Raw genomic sequence first — 21,658 nt, 5'->3', positions numbered from 1 at the left:
GGCGCTCCATGCCTCGGCACGACAGGAAGAGAAACGATGAAGAAGACGATCAAGGCCGCGGTGGCTGCAGCAGCCACCGGGGTGCTGGCCTTGACCGGGTGCTCTACTTCAAACGGTAGCGACTCCGGCGAGACGATCAGCGTGAACGCATTCTCGGTGATGGAGGCGGCCAACGAGCCCGTCTTCGAGGACTTCAAGGGCACCGACGACGGTGACGGAGTGTCGTTCAAGACCTCCTACGGCGCCTCCGGCGACCAGAGCCGCGCCGTCGTGTCCGGCGCGGACGCCGACGTCGTCCACTACTCGCTGGAGACCGACGTGACCCGCCTCGTGGGCGAGGGCCTCGTCGCCGAGGACTGGAAGGACAACGCCACCAAGGGCATCGCGACGTCCTCGGTCGTCGTCTTCGTCGTGCGCAAGGGCAACCCCGAGGGCATCGAGACCTGGGACGACATCGTCAAGTCCGGCGTCGACATCATCACGCCCAACCCCGGCTCGTCCGGCTCCGCCCGCTGGAACATCCTGGCGGCCTGGGCGCACATCACCGGCAACGGCGGCACCGAGGACGAGGCTCGCGCCTTCGTCACCAAGCTCCTCGACAACACCATCGCGCTCCCTGGCAGCGGCCGCGAGGCCACGACCGCCTTCACCGACGGCTCCGGCGACGTGCTCCTGTCCTACGAGAACGAGGCGATCCTCGCCAAGCAGAGCGGCGCGGACATCGACTACGTCGTTCCGCCGGACACGCTGCTCATCGAGAACCCCGCCGCCGTGACCAAGGACGCCGACGACACCGCCAAGGCGTTCCTGGAGTTCATCACCACCCCCGAGGCCCAGGCCGACTACGCCCAGTCCGGCTTCCGTCCGGTCGTCGACGGCGTGGAGGTCGACGAGGTCGAGGGCGCCAACGACCCCTCCGACCCGTTCCCCACCCCGGAGAAGCTGTTCACCATGGACACCGACTTCAACGGCTGGGGCGAGGCCGCCGACAAGTTCTTCGGCGACGGCGAGGACGGCAACCCGCTGGGCATCATCACCGAGCTCCAGCAGCAGACCGGAACGGCTGACGAGGAATGACCTCTGCCCTCATCGGGGCGAGTGAAGTAGCCAGGCCGGCGTCCCCTGAGGGACGCCGGCCGCGGCGCGTTCGTCGCTCGACCCCCCGCAACACCCTGACCCGCGGTGCCGGCCTCGGCCTGGGCATCGCCATGATCTGGTTCAGCCTGCTGGTCCTGATCCCCCTGTCCGCGGTCATCGCCGCGGCCGGCTCGGGCGGCTGGGACCGCTACTTCTCGGTCCTGGGCAACGACCAGACCTGGGCCGCCGTCACGCTCACGGTCGGCCAGGCGGCCATCGTGACCCTCGTCAACATCGTCATCGGCACCGTCATCGCCTGGGTGCTGGTGCGCGACGAGTTCTGGGGCAAGCGGCTGCTCGACGTCATCATCGACGTGCCGTTCGCGCTGCCGACGATCGTCGCCGGGCTGGTGCTGCTCTCGCTCTACGGGCCCAACAGCCCGCTCGGCATCCACTGGGCCTTCACGGAGAACGCCGTCACGCTCGCGCTGGCGTTCGTCACGCTGCCCTTCGTGGTCCGCACCGTGCAGCCGGTCCTCGAGGAGCTCGAGGCCGACGTCGAGGAGGCCGCGGCCTCGCTGGGCGCCAACCGGGGCACCATCCTGCGCCGGATCATCCTGCCCAGCCTGGCCCCGGCCATCGCCGCCGGCGCCGCGCTGTCCTTCGCCCGCGCGATCTCGGAGTACGGCTCGCTGGTGCTCCTGAGCGGCAACCGGCCGTTCGAGACCGAGGTGGTCTCGGTGCGCGTGCTGACGTTCATCGAGAACGGCAACAACGGCTCGGCCGCGGCGCTGGCCTCGGTGATGCTCGTCGTCGCCCTGGTCGTCATCGTCGCGCTCGACCTCGTCCAGCGACGGGTGGCCCGCCGTGGTTAGGGTCTCGACGCCCGTCAAGTGGCTGCTGCGCCTGGTCGCGGTCGGCTACGTCTTCTTCCTCGTCGCCTGGCCGGTCGGGCTCGTCGTCCAGCACACCTTCGACGCCGGCTTCGACAACCTCACCGAGGCCCTCTCGGACGAGCAGGTCGTGGGTGCGCTCCGGCTGACCCTGATGGTCGCCGTCTGGGCGGTCATCATCAACCTGGTCTTCGGCGTCGGCATCTCGCTGCTCCTCGTGCGCTTCGAGTTCCCCGGCAAGCGGGTCCTCTCGGCGCTGATCGACCTGCCGCTGTCGGTCTCGCCGGTCGTGGTCGGACTGGCCCTGCTGCTCGTCTACAACGGGCGCGACGGCTGGATCGGGCCGACCGCGGAGAGTCGCGGCTTCCAGATCATCTTCGACTCGCCGGGCATGATCATGGCCACGTGCTTCGTCGCGCTGCCACTGATCATCCGGGAGGTGGTCCCCGTGCTCCACGAGATCGGGGACGACCAGGAGCAGGCTGCGCGCAGCCTGGGAGCCAGCACCCGCCAGACGTTCTGGCGCATCACCCTGCCGAGCATCAAGTGGGCGGTCGTCTACGGCGTCGTCCTGAGCCTCGCCCGCAGCCTGGGCGAGTTCGGTGCCGTCAAGATCGTCTCGGGCAACATCACGGGGCAGACCCAGACCGCCACGCTCGTCGTGGAGGCGAAGTACCAGAACTTCCAGCAGCAGACGGCGTACGCCACGTCGTTCCTGCTGATCCTGGTCAGCATCGCCTGCCTGGTCGTCGTCGCCTTCCTGCGCCCCAAGCGCTCCCACTGACTCGTTCGACCCGAAGGACCCACCATGAGCATCGAAGTCAAGAACGTCACCAAGAAGTTCGGGGACTTCGTCGCCCTCGACGACGTCTCCGTGTCCCTGCCCACCGGTCAGCTGACCGCCCTGCTCGGCCCGTCCGGCGGCGGCAAGTCGACGCTCCTGCGGATCATCGCCGGTCTCGACAGCGCCGACTCCGGCACCATCAACATCGAGGGGACCGACGCCACCCGGCTGCCGGCCCAGAAGCGCGGCGTGGGGTTCGTCTTCCAGCACTACGCCGTCTTCAAGCACATGACCGTCGCCAAGAACGTCGCGTTCGGGCTCGAGATCCGCAAGCGGCCCAAGGACGAGGTCAAGCGCCGCGTCGAGGAGCTCCTCGAGCTGGTGCACCTCTCGCAGTTCTCGCACCGCTTGCCCTCCCAGCTGTCCGGAGGCCAGCGCCAGCGCATGGCGCTGGCCCGGGCGCTGGCCGTGGAGCCCAAGGTGCTGCTGCTCGACGAGCCGTTCGGCGCCCTCGACGCCAAGGTGCGCAAGGAGCTGCGCGACTGGCTGCGCCGCCTCCACGACGAGGTCCACGTGACCACCGTCTTCGTGACCCACGACCAGGAGGAGGCCCTCGAGGTCGCCGACGAGATCGTGGTCATCAACGAGGGTCGGGTCGAGCAGATCGGCACGCCCGACCAGCTCTACGACGAGCCGGCCAACGACTTCGTCATGGGCTTCCTCGGCGAGGTCACCCAGCTCGGGGACGTCCGCCTGCGGCCCCACGACATCGAGGTCGCCGTCACCCCGGGTCTCGCGGGTGCCATCGAGGGCACGGCGACGCGCGTGCTGCGCGTGGGCTTCGAGGTCCGGGTCACCGTCGCCACCGCGGGCGGTGACGTGACCGTCGTGCTCACCCGCACGCACGCGCGCCAGCTCGAGCTCGTGGAGGGGACGACGGTCTGGCTCACGGCGGCGTCGGGCGCGACCACGGTCCCGGCCATGGTGGCGGTCTGACGCCCCATGTTCGACGGCGGGTCGTGTGCCGCAGGACGCGCCCTGGCGCTGCCGGCGGCACACGACCCGGATCCCACCCCCGGAGGTGGGCTAGACCACCTCGCCTCTTTGGCGGTTCGCCGGTAGTGCACTCGCGGTTCTAGTTGACTCGCGGGAGGAGTGGTGCTGAGACCTCTTCTGTCGACGTCCAGCTGAGGATCTCTCGTGTCTCGTGTGCCTGCCCCCGTCCGGAACCGGCGCATCGGCGGGACTCTCGCCGTCTCCACGGTCGCCGCCCTGCTGGCCTCCATGCTGTCCGGGACGGCCCCTGCCGTCGCCGCCCCCGCGGTGGCCGACCAGGGTGCCTCCGAGGTCGTCGTCGGGCTGATCCAGCTCGGCAACGCGCTCGGCGCGGCCGCCGAGCAGCCGGCCCTCGCCACGGACCTGCCCCTCACCGACCAGTCCGTGCGCGACGTCCTGCAGCTGCGGACCGCCATCGGCCAGCACGTCACCGACGCCGTGACCGGCGCCAACCCGACCCTCAGCACCCTGGACGACGTCTTCGCCTCCGACCCCGCGCTCGAGCTCACCGAGACCCAGCCCCTCCCCGGCGCCCCCGCCGGCAGCGTCGAGTGGCTGCTCGACATCGACCTCAAGGCGGCGGTCCCGGTCGCGCTCAGCTACCAGGACGAGCGGCTGCAGTTCGGCGCGGCCGAGCTGGACGGGGAGCTCGCCGGTCGTCTCCGGGGCCAGATCCGGATCCGCTACGACGCGGCCGCCGAGGCGCTGCGCACCTTCTCGGTCGTGGGGGAGTCCCAGCTGACGACCCACGTGTGGACCCGCGCCGACGGCGGCTCGGCCCAGAGCGGCCAGGAGCTGCAGATCCCGGCGTTCCCGGCCATCGACGGCTTCGTCGAGCTCCAGGGCGCCGGTGCCGGCACGGTCGACACCACCACGGTGCTGCGCCTGCGCGACCCCAACGGCCGTCCCGCGATCACGACCGAGGACCTGCGCTTCTCCACCCCCGCCGAGCTGTTCGCCACCCAGACGCTGCCCGGCGCGGACGACGTGGCGATCCGGGTGGACCTGACCAGCGACCTGACCCCCGCCGCGGGTGCCGTCGTCGTCGGGACGCGCAACCCCGAGGCCGACGAGACGAAGGCGCCGTACGCGACCCCGGTCGTCACCCGCGACCCCGGCCTCGACGAGCTGACGGCGCTGACGCGCAACCAGGCGGTCACCGGCTTCGCGCAGTACACGACCGCGATCCTGGCCGCCGAGGGCGCCGTGGACGCCGAGCTGCCCCTGCTCGACGCCCACCTGACTGACCTGTACTCCCCGGGCAACCGGCTGCTGGAGCTGCTCACCGAGCAGGCGACGGCCACCATCACGTGCGGCGCGGCCGACACCTCTCCGCCGTCGGGCGCCCTGCGCCCCGGGCAGGTCCAGTACTGCCAGGCGACCACGAGCGGGTTCACGCCCCAGCCCGGCACGATCGAGTGGTCCAGCCCCGACGACGGCGTCACCATCACCGGCGGCGGCGACGACACCGTGGGGACCGCCCCGACGGCCAACGTCGCGGTCGAGGGCGGCGACGGCTTCCCGGTCCTGAAGGTCTCCTTCGTCAGTGACGGCGAGCGCCACCGCGCCCGCACCCTCATGGGCTCCGTGCAGGACCTCGCCCAGGCCGTGGCCCAGCTCGGGCTCGACGGCACGCTCAGCTACGACCCCGCCAACCGCTCGCTCGAGGTCGCGGTCCAGGAGGACCGCCCCGCCGCCGAGGTCACCGAGCTGCAGACCGGCGGCAGCGGCAGCCTCGCGCCGCTGACCGGCCTCACGGGGCTCTGCCAGGCCAAGGCCGGCACGGTCCCGCGCGTCTGCCCGCGCACGGGGGACCGCCCGGACGGCGCTCAGTACGCCGAGCCGGAGTCCGGCCAGGCCGACGTCACGACCACCGGGCGCGCCTTCGGCGCCACCTTCGGCATCGGGCTGGTCCCGTTCGCCCCCGCGCCCGCTCCCGGTGAGGAGCCGGCCCCTGAGCCGGTGACCTACGTCAAGCCCGGCACGGACGGCGTGCTCTACCAGGTCCAGGACGTCAGCGCCCAGCTCGCCGAGGACGCCGCCATGGTGGCCCGGATCGGCTTCCTCCAGGTGGACGTGGACGTCGCGGACTACGCGCTGACGACCGACGAGGTCGCCGCCCGCGTCACCGTCCCCACCGAGGACGTCGCGATCGACGGCGGCACCGTCGCGGACGCCGTCGACATCCGTCAGCTCCTGGGTGCCGACCCCGACCAGGGCGCCGGCGACCCGGTCGACCCCGTCACCACCCGCGGCCTCACCGCCACCGCCAGCCTCCTCGTCAAGGACTCCGCCCAGCGTGACGAGAGCCTGACGCGGCCCCTGAACGTCGAGGGCACGATCGACGCGACCTGGGCGGACCTCGCGCCGGGCCGGCTGCCGACCGTCGTCACCGGCGGCGACTACGACCGCCTGCGGCTGCTCGACCTCGTCCCGTCCCGCCAGGGCGTGATGGGCGACGGCTCCGAGGACGACACCCTCGTCGACACGGGCGCCGACTTCTACCGCCAGTTCGGGGTCGACGACCAGATGCCCGCGGGCGAGCGCGAGGTCACGCGCCAGCTCTACGACCAGGACCCCAGCGACGCCGAGAACACCGTCTGCACGGCGTTCACCGTCGTCGACGAGCACACGCTCACCTGCACCGCGGGCACCCTGACCGCCGACGGGTCGATGTCCGCCGGTCACCGCTACGTGATCAACGGCGACCCCGAGGCCCTGCGCGACGTGCTGATCGACGACCTCGCCGCGGTGCTGACGACCTACGACAGCCCGGCGGCCGCCCTCGACAGCGAGCGCACCCTGCCGCTGGTGGACCTGAAGCCGTCCGAGATCAGCGCCGCCCGGGTCAAGCTGACCGACATGCTCGCCGACGTCCAGGCCGCGACGACGGACGAGACCCCCGACGTCGACGTCTCGACCATGCAGGCCTTCGCGGACGCCGTGGAGCACTACCTGCCGGCCGGCACCACCGACCTCGGCCTGGCCGCGACCGGTGACCGCCTCGAGCTCAGCACCGCCCTCAGCACCCCCGACGTCACCAGCGTCGTGCCCCTGCGCGTGACCGCCGGCGACAGCGAGGTCCGCGTGCTCGGTGGGGGCGTCGACGAGGAGGGCCTCGCCAAGCGCGTCGCCGTCCCCCTGAAGACCTCCTCGCGCGCCGACGTCCGGCTGGCGGTCGACCTCTCCGACGCCACGTCCTACGTCGGCAACGAGACGACCGTCGAGGAGAAGGTCTCCGGCTTCGCCGCCACCGCCTCGCAGATGAAGGCCTCGCTGGCCGACCTCGCCACCGAGTACGGCGCCACGCAGACCCGGACCGGCGCCCCCGCGGGCATCGCCATCGGCATCGGCGTCCGGAGCGAGACCTCCCCGTCCTCGTCCGCGGGCGACTGGATCCCGATCGCGGGCTTCCGCGACTCCCTCGAGCACAAGCGCTCGCTCAACGGCCCGGCGCAGACCTGTGGCGGAGCCACGGGCGACGACATCGCGGCCTGCATCGACCTGCCGCTGACGACCACCCCCACGCCGACCACGGTCCAGGTGGCCCTCAAGGCCGAGGACAGCTCCGGCGGCACCGGGGCCGACCTGGCCTCCCAGCCGCTCGCCTACCGCTTCCTCACCGACGGCCTCGCCGGCCTGAGCCGCACGCTGGGCGACTCCCTCGACGGCAACCTGTCGGGCCAGAGCCTGCCGCTCGTCGGCACCGACCTGGACGCCGCGGCCGAGATCCCCGACGCGGTCTCGAGCTACGTCGGCGCCGCGCGCACCGCGCTGACCGACGTGACCGTCCCCGAGACCGACTCGGCCAGCTCGCTGGCGACGGCCCTCACCACGGCGCTGAACGGCGTCACGGTGCAGGGCCTGACCATCCCGGACACGACGGTCACCGTGACCTGCGGCGGCGCCTGCTCCGGCACCGACAAGGTGAAGGACGTGAGCGCCGTCAAGGCCGAGCTGAAGGTCGAGGGCAGCACCAGCGGCGACGTCGGCTTCGAGCCCGGCCTGGCCGGCATCGCCATCTCCACCAACCTCGAGATCCCCGCGAGCACCACGTGGAAGCTCGCCGTCGAGGTCGGCATCGAGCGCGGCACCGGCCCGTACGTCGTCCTCGACCCCGCGTCCGGGGAGGACGCCGTCTCCGTGCTGACCGCCCACGTCGAGGCCTCGCTGCCCGACTACGCGGCCGACACCTGCCACGACTGGGACCGGTCCGGCAAGTGGGAGCAGAAGCAGAGTGCCGCGGTGACCTCCAAGGTCGTCGCCAGCAAGTCCCCCGATGCGACCTGCATCGACGCCTTCGTCGGCAAGCTGCCCTCGGTCCTCGTGGACCGCAAGGCCGCTGCGGGGGAGGGCACGGGCCTCGCCGCCGACCTCACCGTCCGGCTGACCCCCGGGGACGCCGCCGACTCCGAGCACCGCGTCTACCTGCCGGCGCTCTTCGACAAGTTGCTGGGTTTCGCGACCGAGGCCGAGGGTGAGGGCCGCCTGGCGGTCTACTTCGAGTCCTACGCCTCCAAGCTCGGCTTCTTCGACGTCCTGGGCGCCATCGACCTGGCGTGGGAGGACGGCGAGTTCGCCGAGGCGGGGCTGAAGTTCGACCAGCTCCAGATCGACGCCCGCACCGTCTACCAGGCGCTCGACACGGGCTACTCCAAGGCCCGCAAGTGGCTGGCACCGCTCAACCCCGTGGTCGACGTGCTCGCCAAGCCGATCCCGGTCATCAGCGACCTGTCCGAGCTCGTCGGCGGCGGCGAGGTCTCGCTCATGTCGATCCTGGTCAAGCAGCACGCCGCGGTCGGCCTGATCGCCAACCTGCTGCAGTTCCAGCAGCTGCTGGCCCGCCTTCCCGGCGCGGGCACGGAGGCCGAGCTCGTCTCGCTCGGTGCCGGCGTCCCCGGCGCCTTCCACCTGCCCGCCGCCCAGCTCGGCGCCGGCTCGTGCACCAAGGCGGTCGCCAAGTCCGCGGCCGGCACCACCACCCCGACCCCGACCCCCACGCCGACCCCCGGCACCCCCGCTGCGCCCAAGCCGGCCAAGCCGCCGTGCGACGAGGCGAGCCTGTCCGACATCAAGAAGGCGCGCGCCGCGAGCGCCGCCGTCGCCCCGGTCGCCGCGGGCGCCCCTGCCGGCACCCCCGGCACCCCGGCGCCGGCCCCCGCGGGCAAGAACGTCAAGAAGGAGATGTCCAAGGACGTCTACTTCAGCCTGCCCAGCATCACGGTCCCGGTCCTCGAGGACTCCACGCAGGTCTACGACCTGCTGCTCGACGCCGGCGACGCCACGATGCTGTACGTCGACCTGGGTCACGCCGGTGCCTCGGCCTCGATCGTGCGCAAGTTCGGGCCGTTCGCGATCGGTCCGGTCCCGGTCGTCGCCTCCATCGGCGGCACGGTCGGACTCGACGGCCGCTTCGCCTTCGGCTTCGACACCAAGGGCCTGACGCGCACCATCGAGGCGGCCGAGCCCGGCGACGTGCGCGGGCTGCCGGAGTCCTCGCAGAGCCAGGTCTTCAGCGACGGCTTCTACATCGACGACCTCGAGGACGGTGAGGACGTCCCGGAGATCCAGCTGACGTTCACCGTGCAGGCAGGGGCCTCGATCAGCATCGGCTTCGCCGAGGCCGGGATCAGGGGTGGCGTCACGCTCGACCTGTCCCTCGACGCCTTCGACCCCGACAACGACGGCAAGATCTACTCCACGGAGTTCGCGGGCTCCGCCAGCGGACCCGACTGCGCCTTCAACGTGTCCTCGGGCATCGTGTTCTTCCTGACCTTCTACTTCTCGGTCGACCTGTTCCTCTTCAGCATCGAGAAGGAGTTCGACATCGTCCGCAGCCCGCGGCTGAAGCTCTTCGAGTTCAACTGCGCCACCGTCGAGCCCAAGCTCGCGATCGCCGCGGGCAACGACCTCAGGCTGACCATGGGCTCGGCCTCCGGCTCCCGCAACGCCTACCCGCTCACGACGGACGAGCAGTACACCGTGCGTCAGATGGCGCCGTCGGGGACGAGCGGCACCAAGGTGCAGGTGAGCGCCTTCAACCTCGTGCAGGACTACACCGTCCCCGCAGGGGGACGGATCCTCGCCGACGGGCTCGAGGGCAAGGACGCGGTGCGTCTGTACCCTGGCCAGCTGCTCACCGTCGACGGGGACACCACCACGCTGCAGGAGATCCCGTTCACCGTCCCGGCCACCGTCACCGGTGGTGAGGGCGACGACACCCTCGTCACCGCGGGCGGCAGCGACGACGTCCGGGGTGGCGACGGCAACGACTCCATCGACGTCGGCGCCGGCGCGGACCCCGTCGTCTCCGGCGGTGCGGGCAACGACCTCATCGACGGCGGCCAGGGCCGCGACATCGTCTCCGGCGGACCCGGTGACGACAGCGTGAGCGGCGGCCCCGGTGGCGACCAGGTCAACGGCGACAGCGGCGACGACGTGATCGACGGGGGCGTGGGCGCGCTGCCCACGATGATCTTCCCCTCCACGCGTCCCGAGGTGGTCGGGCCGCTCCTCGACGCCGGCGACCTCCTCGTCGGCGGCGACGGCTCCGACCAGGTCGGGGGCGGCGACGGCTCCGACGTGGCGGTCGGCGGCGCCTTCGACACGTCGGCGACCACGTGGGAGAACACGCAGAAGACCAAGGTCTTCGGCGTCACCGAGTCCAACGTCATGCAGGAGGTGGAGGTGACGGTCGAGACCGTCACCGTGCCGACCCTGGACGCCGCGCGCACGGAGTGCGCCGCGGCCGGTGGGGCGACCCCCGAGGGCCACGACAGCGTGACGGGCGGGCCCGACCGCGACTACATCATCGGTGGCGCCGGGGCCGACCAGCTCTCCGGCGGTGCCGGGGACGACCTCGTCTGCGGGCGCGGCGGCGACGACGTCCTGGACGGCGACGGCAGCGACGTGGTCGAGCGCCTGCAGGGCGCCGACGAGATCCGCGGCGGCGGCGGTCGCGACCGCCTGCAGGGCGACGGCAAGGACGACGACCTGCACGGCGACGCGGGCGACGACCTCGCCCGCGGCGGCGAGGGTGACGACACCATCGCCGGTGGCGAGGGTCGCGACCTCCTGGTCGGCCAGAACGGCGAGGACACCCTGCTCGGCGACGACGCCGGCAGCACCGAGGCCGCGATCGACTCGGCACGCTCCATCGTGTGCGGCCCGACGACGAGCATCGTCAACGGCATGGTCGACCTCAACGGCGACCTCAGCGGCAACAACCTGGACGACGGCCAGCTCGAGGGCATGGAGGTCGTCGACGGACTGGTGCGCGACTCCACCGGCGCCAGCTACACCGGCATCCTGGTGGGCCTGGTCATCGCGGACGGCAAGGCCGACCTCGACGGCAACGGGTCCATCCAGGGGCGCAACGGCTCCCGGACCGGTGACACCGGCGTCGCCGACCTGGCGAGCCTGACCGGCGCCGTCGGCAACGGCGACTGCCTCCTCGGCGGCGACGGGGTCGACCCGCGCCTGGACGGCCAGCTCGGTGGCGACTACGTCGACGCCGGCGCGGGCGACGAGACCAACGTCCACGGCGGCCCCGGGCCGGACCTGGTCCGCGGCGGCGACGGCCCCGACACGGTGCACGGCGACACCGGCGACGACCTCGTCGTCGGTGACGCCCAGGCCGACGTGCTCTTCGGCGACGCCGGTGACGACACCGTCCGCGGTGGCTCGGACAACGACCTCATCGCCGGTGGCGGCGGGACCGCCGGCGCGGACGACGGCGCCGACGAGCTGCTCGGTGACGGCGGCGACGACGTCCTGGCTGGCGGCAACGCGGCCCTCTCGCGCACGGCTCCGGCGGACACCGCCGTCGCCGGCGTGGGGGTCACCCTCCTGGCGACCACCGCGTCCGGCACCGACGACGTCGCCTACGGCGGTTACGGCGTCGACTGGGTCTTCGGCCAGAACGGCGACGACCGCGTCTACGGCGGCCCCGGCGACGACGTCGTCGAGGGCGGTCCCGGCTCCGACCGGGTGCAGGGCGACGACGGCGCCGACCTCCTGGTCGGCGGGTCCTCCACCAGCGGAGCGGTGACGCTCACGCGCTCGGGTGAGGGCACCCCTGACGGCAACGACGAGGTCGTGGGCGACGAGGGTGTCGACCACGCCGACGGTCGCGACGTGATGGCCGGCGACAACGCCCGCCTGAACCCGTCGGCGACCGGCCCGGCCCGCGCCCGCTGGGCGCGGATCAGGCCCGGGGTCGAGATCGTCCTGTTCGACCCCGCGACGACCGCACCCCCCGCCGGGGCCACGAGTGCCGGCGACGCGATGCGCGGAGGTGGCGCCGACGACCTGATCCTGGGTCAGGGCGGCGACGACGACATCCAGGGCGGTGACGGCGCCGACGGGATCGAGGGTGGTGCCGACGGCGACCTGATCCACGGCAACCTGGGCGCCGACGAGCTCCTCGGTGGGTCCTGGACCGCGGGCTCCTACGACGGCGGCGCGGGCGACACGGTCGAGGGCGACGAGGGCGACGACCTCGTCCTCGGCGACAACGGCACGCCGGTCACCGACGGGTCGCCGTACGTGCGGCTCCTGGACGCCCCGGCGCCCGGCGCCGTGGCCCCGGCCACGACATTCGGCTCCGACACGCTGGGCGGGGGCCCGGGCGATGACCGGATCTTCGGCCAGGGCGGCAACGACACCGCCCACGGCGGCGACGGTCAGGACGCGGTCGAGGGCGACGCCGGCGCCGACACCCTGTGGGGCGACGGCGGCCACGACGCGCTCACCGGCGGCGGCTCCTCCAACGACGGGGTCATCAGCCCCACCCGGGTGGCCGACGGCCAGCGCGACGGCATCGACCAGATGCACGGCGGCCTCGGCGACGACGTCATGGCCGGCGACAACGCGCGCCTCGACCCGACGTCCAGGGCGCGGGCCGACGGCACCCTGCTGCGCTCGGTGCTGCTCTTCGACGTGGTGACCGCCGCCAAGCCCGCGGCCGCGGGCACCGGCGGGGCCGACGTGATGGGCGGCGACGACGGTCGTGACCTGGTCTTCGGCCAGGCCGCCAACGACCGGCTGCTCGGCGGCACGGGCGACGACTACCTCGAGGGCAACGCCGGCGACGACACCCTCGGCGGCGACGCGGGCGAGGACGACCTGGTCGGCGGTGGCTCGGTCAATACCGGCGCCGTCATCACGGTCGACGGCGCCTCCACCGTGGACCGGCTGCTCACCCCGGTGACGGGGACCGGGGACCGCTCCGCGGCCGGGCTGGTCGACGGCAACGACGCGCTCACCGGCGGAGACGCCCGCGACGTGCTGCTGGGCGACAACGGCCGCGTCACCCGCGACGGCCCCAACACGACGCTCGCGGGCGGCGCGTCCGGCGTGCACGTGGTGCGCCAGGTGGCCATGGCCGACGAGCGTCCGGGCGTCTGGTCCGGCAGCGACCGGCTCCTGGGCGGGCTGGGCGACGACGACCTCTACGGGCAGTTCGACAACACGCGTACGTCGCGGCCCAAGCAGCCCTTCCTGGGCCAGCTGGTGCAGGGCGACATCCTCGACGGCGGTGAGGGCGACGACGCCCTCGTCGGCGACCAGGGCGTCGACGTGCCGACCCCGGCGGCCGCGCTCGGCGCGGTCGACCGCACCGTGTCGGACAGCGCGGGCTTCATCAAGGAGCTCGTGCGACCGGCCGGCACGCTGGTCCGCGTGGTCACGCAGACGCAGCCCACGCTGGGCGGCGACGACGTGGTCCTGGGCTCCGCGGGGGCCGACTCGGTGCACAGTGGCGCCGGCAACGACGTCACCAACGCAGGCGCCGGGGACGACGTCGTGTTCGCCGGTGACGGCGCGGACGCCCTCTGGGGCGGCGTGGGCCACGACCGGCTCTTCGGCGGGGCCGGCAGCGACGTGCTCGACGTCAAGCGGCGTACGCAGGACGCGAAGGTGTGGCAGCTCGTGGCGCCGGTCGAGGACACCGACCGACGCCGTCGCACCCTCAACGGCGTCGACGTGCTCTTCGGCGGCGCCGGTCCGGACGCGTTCCAGGCCGACCAGGGCGACGAGGGCGGCACCCGCCGGGTGCAGGGCGACCGCCTGATCGACTGGCGTGGGTCGATCAACTTCTACAAGCTCTGCGAGTCGGGCTTCGGTCTCGGCAAGGTCCAGAACCTGCCGACCTCGTCCATGACGTCGGCGCTGCGCCAGCTGGCGCTGGCCGGTGGCTCGGTGGGCTCCGCGGAGCTGTCGATCCCGGGGAGCGAGCGCGTGACGACGTACCCCAACCAGGGCAGCTTCGTCTGCGAGACCAGCTGATCGCCGTCGAGCCCGGTGGCCGTGAGGCCGCCGGGCTCGACGCAGCCGGTCAGCGGTAGTTGGTGAACTGCACCGCGAACTCGTAGTCCTGCGACTTCACGAGGGCCTGCACGGCCTGGAGGTCGTCGCGCTTCTTGGACGAGACGCGCAGCTCGTCGCCCTGGATCTGCGCCTTGACACCCTTGGGGCCCTCGTCGCGGATCAGCTTGGAGATCTTCTTGGCGTCCTCCGAGGAGATGCCCTCCTTCAGCGCGATGCCGATCTTGGAGACCGTGCCGGACTGCCGCGGCTCGGAGGGGTCGAGGACCTTGAGGGACACGTCGCGCTTGATCAGCTTGCCCTTGAACACGTCGAGGACCGCGCTCGCGCGGTCGTCGGCCGAGGCGGTGATCTCGATCGCCTCGTCGCCCTGCCACTCGATGCTCGCCCCGGTCCCCTTGAAGTCGAAGCGGGTGGCGATCTCGCGGGCGGTCTGCCCGAGCGCGTTGTCGACCTCCTGCCGGTCGTACTTGCTCACGATGTCGAAGGACGAGTCGCCCATCTGGCTCACCTGCTCCTGGTCTGTGCGTTTTTCGTTCGCGGTTGTGGCTGCGCTATTGTTTCGCCTCGTTGCCGACCAGCCAAACACCCGGTCGTCGAACACCCGGCAGGTTGCCCGAGCGGCCAATGGGAACGGACTGTAAATCCGTCGGCTTATGCCTACGCAGGTTCGAATCCTGCACCTGCCACAGAGCACCAGCTGTTCTGGCCGCGGACCCCCACCCTCCGGTGGGGGTTCTGTGCTTCTCGGACGTCCTGGGCCCCTCAGGCCCAGCGGAACCGGTCGGCCAGCCGCGTCGCACGCGGTCCGCGCACCAGCGCCACGAGCAGCCCGATCCCGAGCGCGGCGCCGACCACGTTGAAGGCGAGGTCGTTGACGTCGGCGACGTGACCGCCGCCCAGCAGGTGCGCCGTGACGTACTGGGTGAGCTCGATGCCGACGCTGAACGCCGCGGCGGCCGCGAGCACGCCCCACCACGACCACCGCGGCAGTGCCAGGGACAGGAGCACCCCGAGCGGGAGGAAGACGCAGACGTTCACGGCGGCGTCCACGGCCTCGTAGCCGCCCAGCGGCGTGAGGGAGATGTAGGCGTGCCACGGCACGCTCGCGGACGGCTTGTCCAGGAAGATCGGGAACACCGTGTTGGCGACCACCCCGGCGACGTAGACGCACAGCGCGAGCGCCACCGTGGCCCGGGGCCACGAGAGCAGGCCGCTGCGCCGCAGGTGCCACACCAGGACCGCCAGGGTCGCCAGGGCCAGCGGGATGACCACCGGGAGGACCGGGACCTCGTCGAACACGTCGTGGGGCTCCTGCTCTCACTCGGGCGCGCCGGGGTGGCGGCCGTGGACACCATCCTCGACGCGCCTCGCGCGCCGCGCCTCCGTCCCAGGTACCGGCGAACGGATCTCGAGGATGAGGGTGGGCGGGCCGCTCGTCCTCGTGGGCCCGCGGGACGGCATGCTAGGCGCGACGGCGGGGGCTCGAGGGTGCCTCGCGTGACGAGACCGGACCCGCGGACGATCCGTGACGGCTCGGAGGACAAGGAGTTCTGGTGGACGTAGACGTCGTGGTGGTGGGAGCCGGCCTGGCCGGGATGGTGGCGGCCGCGGAGGCCGCCGACGCCGGCCGCACGGTCGCGCTGGTCGACCAGGAGGGCGAGCAGAACCTCGGCGGGCAGGCCTTCTGGAGCCTCGGCGGTCTCTTCCTCGTCGACAGCCCCGAGCAGCGCCGGATGGGGGTCAAGGACTCCCACGAGCTGGCCTGGCAGGACTGGCTCGGCAGCGCCCAGTTCGACCGCGAGGAGGATCGGTGGCCGCGCGCCTGGGCCGAGGCGTACGTCGACTTCGCGGCCGGCGAGAAGCGCTCGTGGCTGCGCGAGATGGGCCACCGCTTCTTCCCCGTCGTGGGCTGGGCCGAGCGCGGCGACGGCCGCGCCGACGGGCACGGCAACTCGGTGCCCCGCTTCCACATCACGTGGGGGACGGGCCCCGGTGTGGTCGACCCCTTCGAGCGGCGGGTGCGCGCCCACGTCGCCGCGGGCCGGATCACCTTCGCCTTCCGCCACCGCGTGGACGGGCTGGTCGTCGAGGCCGGCGCCTGCGTCGGCGTCCACGGCCGTGTGCTCGAGCCCAGCTCGGTCGACCGCGGCCGGGCGAGCTCGCGGGTCGAGGTCGCCGACTTCGAGATCCGCGGCCAGGCCGTCGTCGTCACCAGCGGCGGCATCGGCGGCAACCACGACCTGGTCCGCAAGGCCTGGCCCGAGCGGCTCGGGGCGCCGCCGAGGACGATGGTGTCGGGCGTGCCCGCGCACGTCGACGGCCGGATGCTGGCGATCACCCAGGACGCCGGGGCCCACGTCATCAACCCCGACCGCATGTGGCACTACGTCGAGGGGATCCGCAACTGGGACCCGATCTGGGAGAACCACGGGATCCGGATCCTGCCCGGCCCCTCGTCGCTGTGGCTCGACGCCACCGGCAAGCGGCTGCCGGCGCCGTACTTCCCGGGCTTCGACACCTTGGGCACACTGACCCACCTGCGCACCACGGGCTACGACTACTCGTGGTTCGTGCTGACCCAGAAGATCATCGAGAAGGAGTTCGCGCTGTCGGGCTCCGAGCAGAACCCCGACCTCACCGGCAAGGACGTCAAGCTGCTGCTGTCGCGGGTGAAGAAGGGGGCGCCGGGCCCGGTCGAGAGGTTCAAGGAGCACGGCGAGGACTTCGTGGTCGCCGACTCCCTGGGCGAGCTGGTCGCGGGCATGAACCGCGTGGGCGACGGGCCGCTGATCGACGAGGCCTCGCTGCGCACCCTGATCGAGGCGCGCGACCGCGAGCTCGACAACGACTTCACCAAGGACGCGCAGGTGACCGCCATCCGCGGCGCCCGCAGCTACCGGGGCGACAAGCTGATCCGGGTCGCGACGCCGCACAAGATCCTGGACTCGAAGGCAGGCCCGCTCATCGCCGTCCGGCTCAACATCCTCTCGCGCAAGACCCTGGGCGGGCTCGAGACCGACCTGCAGGGCCGCTGCCTGCGCGCCGACGGCTCGCCGTTCCCGGGGCTGTTCGCCGCTGGTGAGGTCAACGGCTTCGGCGGCGGCGGAATGATGGGCTACAACGCGCTGGAGGGCACCTTCCTCGGCGGCTGCCTCTTCTCCGGCCGGGTCGCCGGTCGCGCCGCGGCGCAGGCGGTCGGCTGAGCGCTCGGCCTGCGCGACTCGGCCCGGGGGCCAATCCGTGGCGGCACCCGCGACGAAGAGGGGGTACGGCGGCCCACTCGGGGCCACCGGGACGACCGGAAGGTCCACCATGAAGCTGCCCAGTCCCTCGATGTTCGTCAGCGTCGCCGCCCTCGTCGTCGCCGCCAGCGGCACGTCCTACGCCGTCGCGACCATCGGCTCGGCCGACATCCGCAACAACTCGATCCGCTCCGTCGACGTGCAGAACGAGTCGCTGCTGAGTCGCGACGTCAAGGACGGTGCGCTGCGCGCCCGCGACTTCGCCCGGGGCCAGCTGCCGCAGGGCGCGCAGGGCGCCCAGGGTGAGCCGGGCGCGGCGGGGATCGGGCGCTGGGCGCTGGTCGACCGTGAGGCCGGCATCGTGGCGCAGTCGGGCGGCTTCGAGGTGCGCTCCGGCTACGACCTCGTCAACAACACGGGCGCTCCCGTGCCGGGCGGCGCCCTGGGCAACGTCTACCTCGACGCCAACGAGGACCTCGGCGACAACGGGATCGTCGTCTCCATCGCGCTGCAGAACAAGCTCGACCAGAACAACGACACGGTCCTCAACGGGCGCGCGCCCCTGGCCGACGCCAACCCCGAGTTCGCCGGGGAGATCAGTGCGACGAAGTGCAACATCCCGTCGATCGTGGCGTGCGCTCCCACCGGCGCCGACAACGACCAGCACCTGGTCGTGAGCCCCCGGATGAGCGACGGGACCGTGACCGTCACCGGCGACGGCACCGCGGCCAACCCCAACAACCACAAGCGTTTCTACGTCATCCTCACCGGCGACTCGTCCGACTACGTCGCGCCGGCCGCCTGACGCGCGTCAGCGCGGGGCGTGGTCCTCGTGCTGGTTGTTGAAGTCGGAGTCCTTGCGCGACAGCGCCTCGCGGCGCTCCTCCGGCGTCAGGGCCTCGAGCTGGGCGATGACGTCGGAGGGGTAGCCGCTGACCTCGGGGGCGTGGGCCAGAGGGACGACCGTGTGGACGAGCCGGTCGGCGTAGACGTGGGTCATGGTCAGGGCGGTGTGGCCGTCGACCCCGGACACGAAGCGGCTGTCCGGCGCCGGGTCGGAGGTGTAGCAGGAGGCCGACGCGACGCTGACCGGCACGCCGGCGAACTCCGAGTACGTCGAGTAGTGCAGGTGGCCGCCCAGGATCTGGCGCACGTCGGTGCCGCGCACGACCTCCGCCAGCCGCTCCTGGTCGAGCAGCTCGATCAGCTCGGCGGCACGCAGCATCGGCACGGGGATGGGCGGGTGGTGCATGGCGATCACGGTGCCGTGCTCGGCCGGGGTGGCGAGCACGTCGGCGAGCCAGGCGAGCTGACCCTCCTCGAGCTCGCCGTGGTGGTAGCCCGGCACGCTGGTGTCGAGCGCGACGATGCGCAGCCCGGCGACCTCGTGCACCCGGTCCTGGGGGCCGTGGGCCTCCTCGCCGAACAGCGCGGCGGCGTACTCCGAGCGCTCGTCGTGGTTGCCCATCGTCCAGACGACCTGGGCCCCCATGGCCTCCGCCGCCGGCTCGACCAGCTCGCGCAGCCGGGCGTACGCCGCCGGCTCGGCCTTGTCGGCGAGGTCGCCGGTGAAGACCAGGACCTGCGGCGGCAGCTCGAGGTTGCCGAGCCGCTCGAGCGCCAGGCGCAGGCCGGCCTCGGGGTCCACCACGCCGTACTGCCGCACGCCGCCGGCCAGCAGGTGCGGGTCGCTCAGGTGCGCGATCACGTGCGAGGGAGCGGCGTACTGGCCGAACTGCGAGTACATGCCCGAAACCCTAGTCAGGCGGGCTGGAGGTAGAACACCGGGATGACGCGGGTCGTGCGCTCCTCGTACTTGGCGAAGTTGGGCCAGGTCCGGAGCATGACCTGCCAGAGCTCGGCGCGCTCCTCGCCCTCGACCTCGCGCCAGGTGACCTCGCGCTCGACGCCCTTGAACCGGATGGTCGCGGTCGTCGTGGCGCGCAGGTTGGCCACCCACAGCGGTGTCTTCGGCCCCCCGAAGTAGGACCCCGCCACCAGCCATCCGTCCAGATGTGGCACGCAGAGCAGCGGGGTGGTGCGCGGGATCCCGCTCTTGCGGCCGGGCACGGTCAACGCGAGGTTGGGCAGCCCGGCGACGTCGAGGATCGTGACCCGCCCCCGCGTGAGCCGCTGCAGCCGGGTGTCGGTCCACACCACCTGGGGCAGCAGCTTCGGCATCCAGGAGAGGGCGCCGATGCGCACGGCGAGCGGAGTCAGCAGTCCCATGGGGTTCAGCGTAGGGCGGAAACGAGAACCTGTTCTAGTGAACGGCCGGCTCGATGCGTCCGCGGACCTCGCCCAGCGTGATGCGACCGCCCTCGGTGCCCGGGGCGGAGTAGCGCAGCACCACCTCGTCGCCGTCCTCGAGGAAGGTCCGCCCGTCGCCCCACGTCTCCTGCCCGCCCCAGCTGAGCTCGAGCAGCGAGCCGCGCTGGTGGGCCTCGGGTCCGCTGATGGTCCCCGAGGCGAACAGGTCACCCGGGCGCAGCGACGCGCCGTTGGCGGTCAGGTGGGCGAGCATCTGCGCCGGTGACCAGTACATCGACGCGTACGGCGGTCGGCTCACGACCTCGCCGCCGATCTCCACCTCGACGTCGATGTCGAGGCCTCGGGCCCGGTCGGGGGCGAGGTAGTCGAGCGGGCGCGGGTCCTGGCCGGGCAGGTCGACCCACGCGGCGTCGAGGGCGGCCAGGGGGGTGACCCAGTGGGAGATCGAGGTGGCGAAGGACTTGCCGAGGAACGGCCCGAGCGGGACGTACTCCCACGCCTGGATGTCGCGCGCCGACCAGTCGTTGAGCCCCACGACGCCGAACACGTGGCGGGCGAAGTCGTCGTGGGACACCGACGTGCCCAGCGGCGAGCCGGCGCCGACCACGAAGCCGAGCTCGGCCTCGATGTCGAGGCGGCGGCTGGGCCCGAAGTCCGGGGCGTCGTCGCTCGGCGCCTTGCGCTGGCCGCTCGGGCGCACCACCGGGGTCCCGCTGGGCACGACCGTGCCGGCGCGCCCGTGGTAGCCGACCGGGAGGTGGCGCCAGTTGGGGAGCAGCGGCTCCTGGTCGGGGCGGAAGATGCGGCCGACGTTGGAGGCGTGGTGCAGCGAGGCGTAGAAGTCGACGTAGTCGGCGACCTCGAACGGCAGGTGCAGCGAGACCTCGTCGAGGGCGTAGGACCTGGTGTCGGCCTCGACGGCGGCGCGCGCCTGCTCGCGCACCTCGGCCCAGGTGTCGGGTCCCTGTGACATGAGGGCGTTGAGCGAGCCGGTGGCCAGCTCGCGGCGGCCCGTGGCGACGTGCAGGTCCAGGACCCGGCTCCCGACCCGGACCCCGACCCGCGGCTCCTCGCCGGCGGGGGAGAAGACGCCGTAGGGCAGATGGCTGAGCTCGGGGCTCACGGGAGGAGCCCCAGGGCGCGCAGGTCGGCGAGCGGCTCGGCGACCGAGCAGGACCCGAACGACGTGAACCAGCGCCGCGCGCCGGTCAGGTCGAGGCCGACGAGGGCGTCGGCATCGCGCTCCTCGAGCGTGGCCACCACCTCGTCCGGCGCCGCCCCGTCGAAGGCCAGCCCGGTCGCCGCCAGGACGTTCACGAACCCGTGGCCTGAGCGATGGCGCACCGCGTGGTGCAGCCCGGCGGTGCACTTGAACGGCGTCTCGCGGTCGAGCGCGGCGTCGATCCAGGAGGCCAGCGTGGCGGCCGAGGGCACCTGGTGCGCCTCGAGCCCGCCCGTGCGGAGCTTGAGCCGCAGCTCGGCGCCCGCCACCTCGTCGGCGGCCAGGAGCCAGGAGTGGCCCGGCTCGGTCTGCGGCAGCTCCACGAACACGGGCACGTCCTCGTCGAGCGAGCCCTCGGCGCGGGCCGCGTCGACCGCCGCGACGACACGGCGGGCGTTGCCGGCCAGGTCGTCGAGGTCGCGCAGCGCGATCTCCAGCCCAGCCAGGCGCAGGCCGAGGCGACGGCACAGCGCGGCCGGGCCGGCGACCTGGCCGGCGCCGCCGGTCACGACGACCGAGAGCGGCGCGTCGAGGCCGCGCACCTGCGGCAGGTCGGTGTCGCGGAGCACGAAGGTGCCGACCAGGCCGGCGCCCTCAGCGGCGGTGCGCGCGGTGAAGGCGGCCGTCGCCTCGCTCAGCGGCGCGTCGCCCGGCGGGAAGATGGCGGCGTCGTCGACCAGGCCTGCCCAGCGGTCGTCGAGCACGGGTTCCGAGGAGGAGGACACCGGGCTACTCTAGCCAGAGATCAGATAGCGGACGCAAGCGTCCGCTCAGCGAACGCGGG

Annotated in this window: 13 protein-coding genes and 1 tRNA gene; 8 read left to right on the top strand and 6 right to left on the bottom strand. The window is 72.6% G+C overall.

What is annotated here, in order from left to right; translation table 11 throughout:
- Positions 1 to 36: 36 nt before the first annotated feature.
- From E4622_RS10420 to E4622_RS10400, 5 genes are all read left to right on the top strand, one after another.
- Complete coding sequence (locus tag E4622_RS10420) at positions 37 to 1,077, top strand: sulfate ABC transporter substrate-binding protein (RefSeq protein WP_134740121.1); 1,041 nt, start codon at positions 37 to 39, stop codon at positions 1,075 to 1,077.
- Positions 1,074 to 1,952 carry a sulfate ABC transporter permease subunit CysT gene (gene cysT, locus E4622_RS10415; protein WP_134740120.1) on the top strand — a complete coding sequence of 293 codons (879 nt, stop codon included), beginning with the start codon at positions 1,074 to 1,076 and terminating at the stop codon, positions 1,950 to 1,952. The genes E4622_RS10420 and cysT overlap by 4 nt, the downstream gene beginning before the upstream one ends.
- Entirely contained in the window at positions 1,945 to 2,754 is an 810-nt protein-coding gene (locus E4622_RS10410) for a sulfate ABC transporter permease subunit (protein WP_134740119.1), read from the top strand. Before cysT ends, E4622_RS10410 begins: the two co-directional genes overlap by 8 nt.
- A gap of 24 nt (positions 2,755 to 2,778) precedes the next feature.
- Positions 2,779 to 3,750, top strand: a complete 972-nt coding sequence (locus E4622_RS10405) for a sulfate ABC transporter ATP-binding protein (protein WP_134740118.1) — start codon at positions 2,779 to 2,781, stop codon at positions 3,748 to 3,750.
- 204 nt (positions 3,751 to 3,954) lie between these two features.
- On the top strand, positions 3,955 to 14,097 hold the full coding sequence (locus tag E4622_RS10400) for a calcium-binding protein (protein WP_134740117.1): 10,143 nt from the start codon (positions 3,955 to 3,957) through the stop codon (positions 14,095 to 14,097).
- A gap of 49 nt (positions 14,098 to 14,146) precedes the next feature.
- Here E4622_RS10400 and E4622_RS10395 read toward each other — a convergent pair whose 3' ends face one another.
- On the bottom strand, positions 14,147 to 14,638 hold the full coding sequence (locus tag E4622_RS10395) for a YajQ family cyclic di-GMP-binding protein (RefSeq protein WP_134740116.1): 492 nt from the start codon (positions 14,636 to 14,638) through the stop codon (positions 14,147 to 14,149).
- A 104-nt stretch (positions 14,639 to 14,742) separates the two neighbouring features.
- Between E4622_RS10395 and E4622_RS10390 the strand changes: the two genes are divergently transcribed.
- A tRNA-Tyr gene (locus E4622_RS10390) sits at positions 14,743 to 14,825 on the top strand.
- A 76-nt stretch (positions 14,826 to 14,901) separates the two neighbouring features.
- Here the strand turns inward: E4622_RS10390 and E4622_RS10385 are convergent.
- A complete protein-coding gene (locus tag E4622_RS10385; RefSeq protein ID WP_134740115.1) occupies positions 14,902 to 15,438 on the bottom strand; it encodes a VanZ family protein in 537 nt (178 codons plus the stop codon).
- Between the two features lie 254 nt (positions 15,439 to 15,692).
- On the opposite strand from E4622_RS10385, the gene E4622_RS10380 reads away from it, so the two are divergent.
- Together E4622_RS10380 and E4622_RS10375 are read left to right on the top strand one after the other, a co-directional pair.
- Positions 15,693 to 17,342: an FAD-binding dehydrogenase gene (locus tag E4622_RS10380; RefSeq protein WP_134740114.1), complete on the top strand. Its 1,650-nt coding sequence runs from the start codon at positions 15,693 to 15,695 to the stop codon at positions 17,340 to 17,342.
- A 109-nt stretch (positions 17,343 to 17,451) separates the two neighbouring features.
- Complete coding sequence (locus tag E4622_RS10375; protein WP_134740113.1) at positions 17,452 to 18,186, top strand: hypothetical protein; 735 nt, start codon at positions 17,452 to 17,454, stop codon at positions 18,184 to 18,186.
- Between the two features lie 6 nt (positions 18,187 to 18,192).
- Here the strand turns inward: E4622_RS10375 and E4622_RS10370 are convergent, their stop codons facing one another.
- From E4622_RS10370 to E4622_RS22760, 4 genes are read right to left on the bottom strand one after another with little or no spacing between them, the layout of a single operon-like run.
- A complete protein-coding gene (locus tag E4622_RS10370) occupies positions 18,193 to 19,128 on the bottom strand; it encodes a phosphodiesterase (protein WP_134740112.1) in 936 nt (311 codons plus the stop codon).
- A 14-nt stretch (positions 19,129 to 19,142) separates the two neighbouring features.
- Complete coding sequence (locus tag E4622_RS10365) at positions 19,143 to 19,610, bottom strand: nitroreductase family deazaflavin-dependent oxidoreductase (protein ID WP_134740111.1); 468 nt, start codon at positions 19,608 to 19,610, stop codon at positions 19,143 to 19,145.
- 34 nt (positions 19,611 to 19,644) lie between these two features.
- Positions 19,645 to 20,775 (bottom strand): fumarylacetoacetase, encoded by a 1,131-nt coding sequence (gene fahA / locus E4622_RS10360; protein ID WP_134740110.1) that lies wholly within the window; start codon positions 20,773 to 20,775, stop codon positions 19,645 to 19,647.
- A complete protein-coding gene (locus tag E4622_RS22760; protein WP_167736045.1) occupies positions 20,772 to 21,599 on the bottom strand; it encodes a hypothetical protein in 828 nt (275 codons plus the stop codon). The genes fahA and E4622_RS22760 overlap by 4 nt, the downstream gene beginning before the upstream one ends.
- Positions 21,600 to 21,658 lie beyond the last annotated feature (59 nt).

The organism is Nocardioides sp. 503 (genome assembly GCF_004522095.1).
In the GTDB taxonomy this organism is placed as follows: domain Bacteria; phylum Actinomycetota; class Actinomycetes; order Propionibacteriales; family Nocardioidaceae; genus Nocardioides.
The sequence above is the reverse complement of the archived record's forward strand: the minus strand, read 5'-3'. Positions and strand labels throughout refer to the sequence as shown.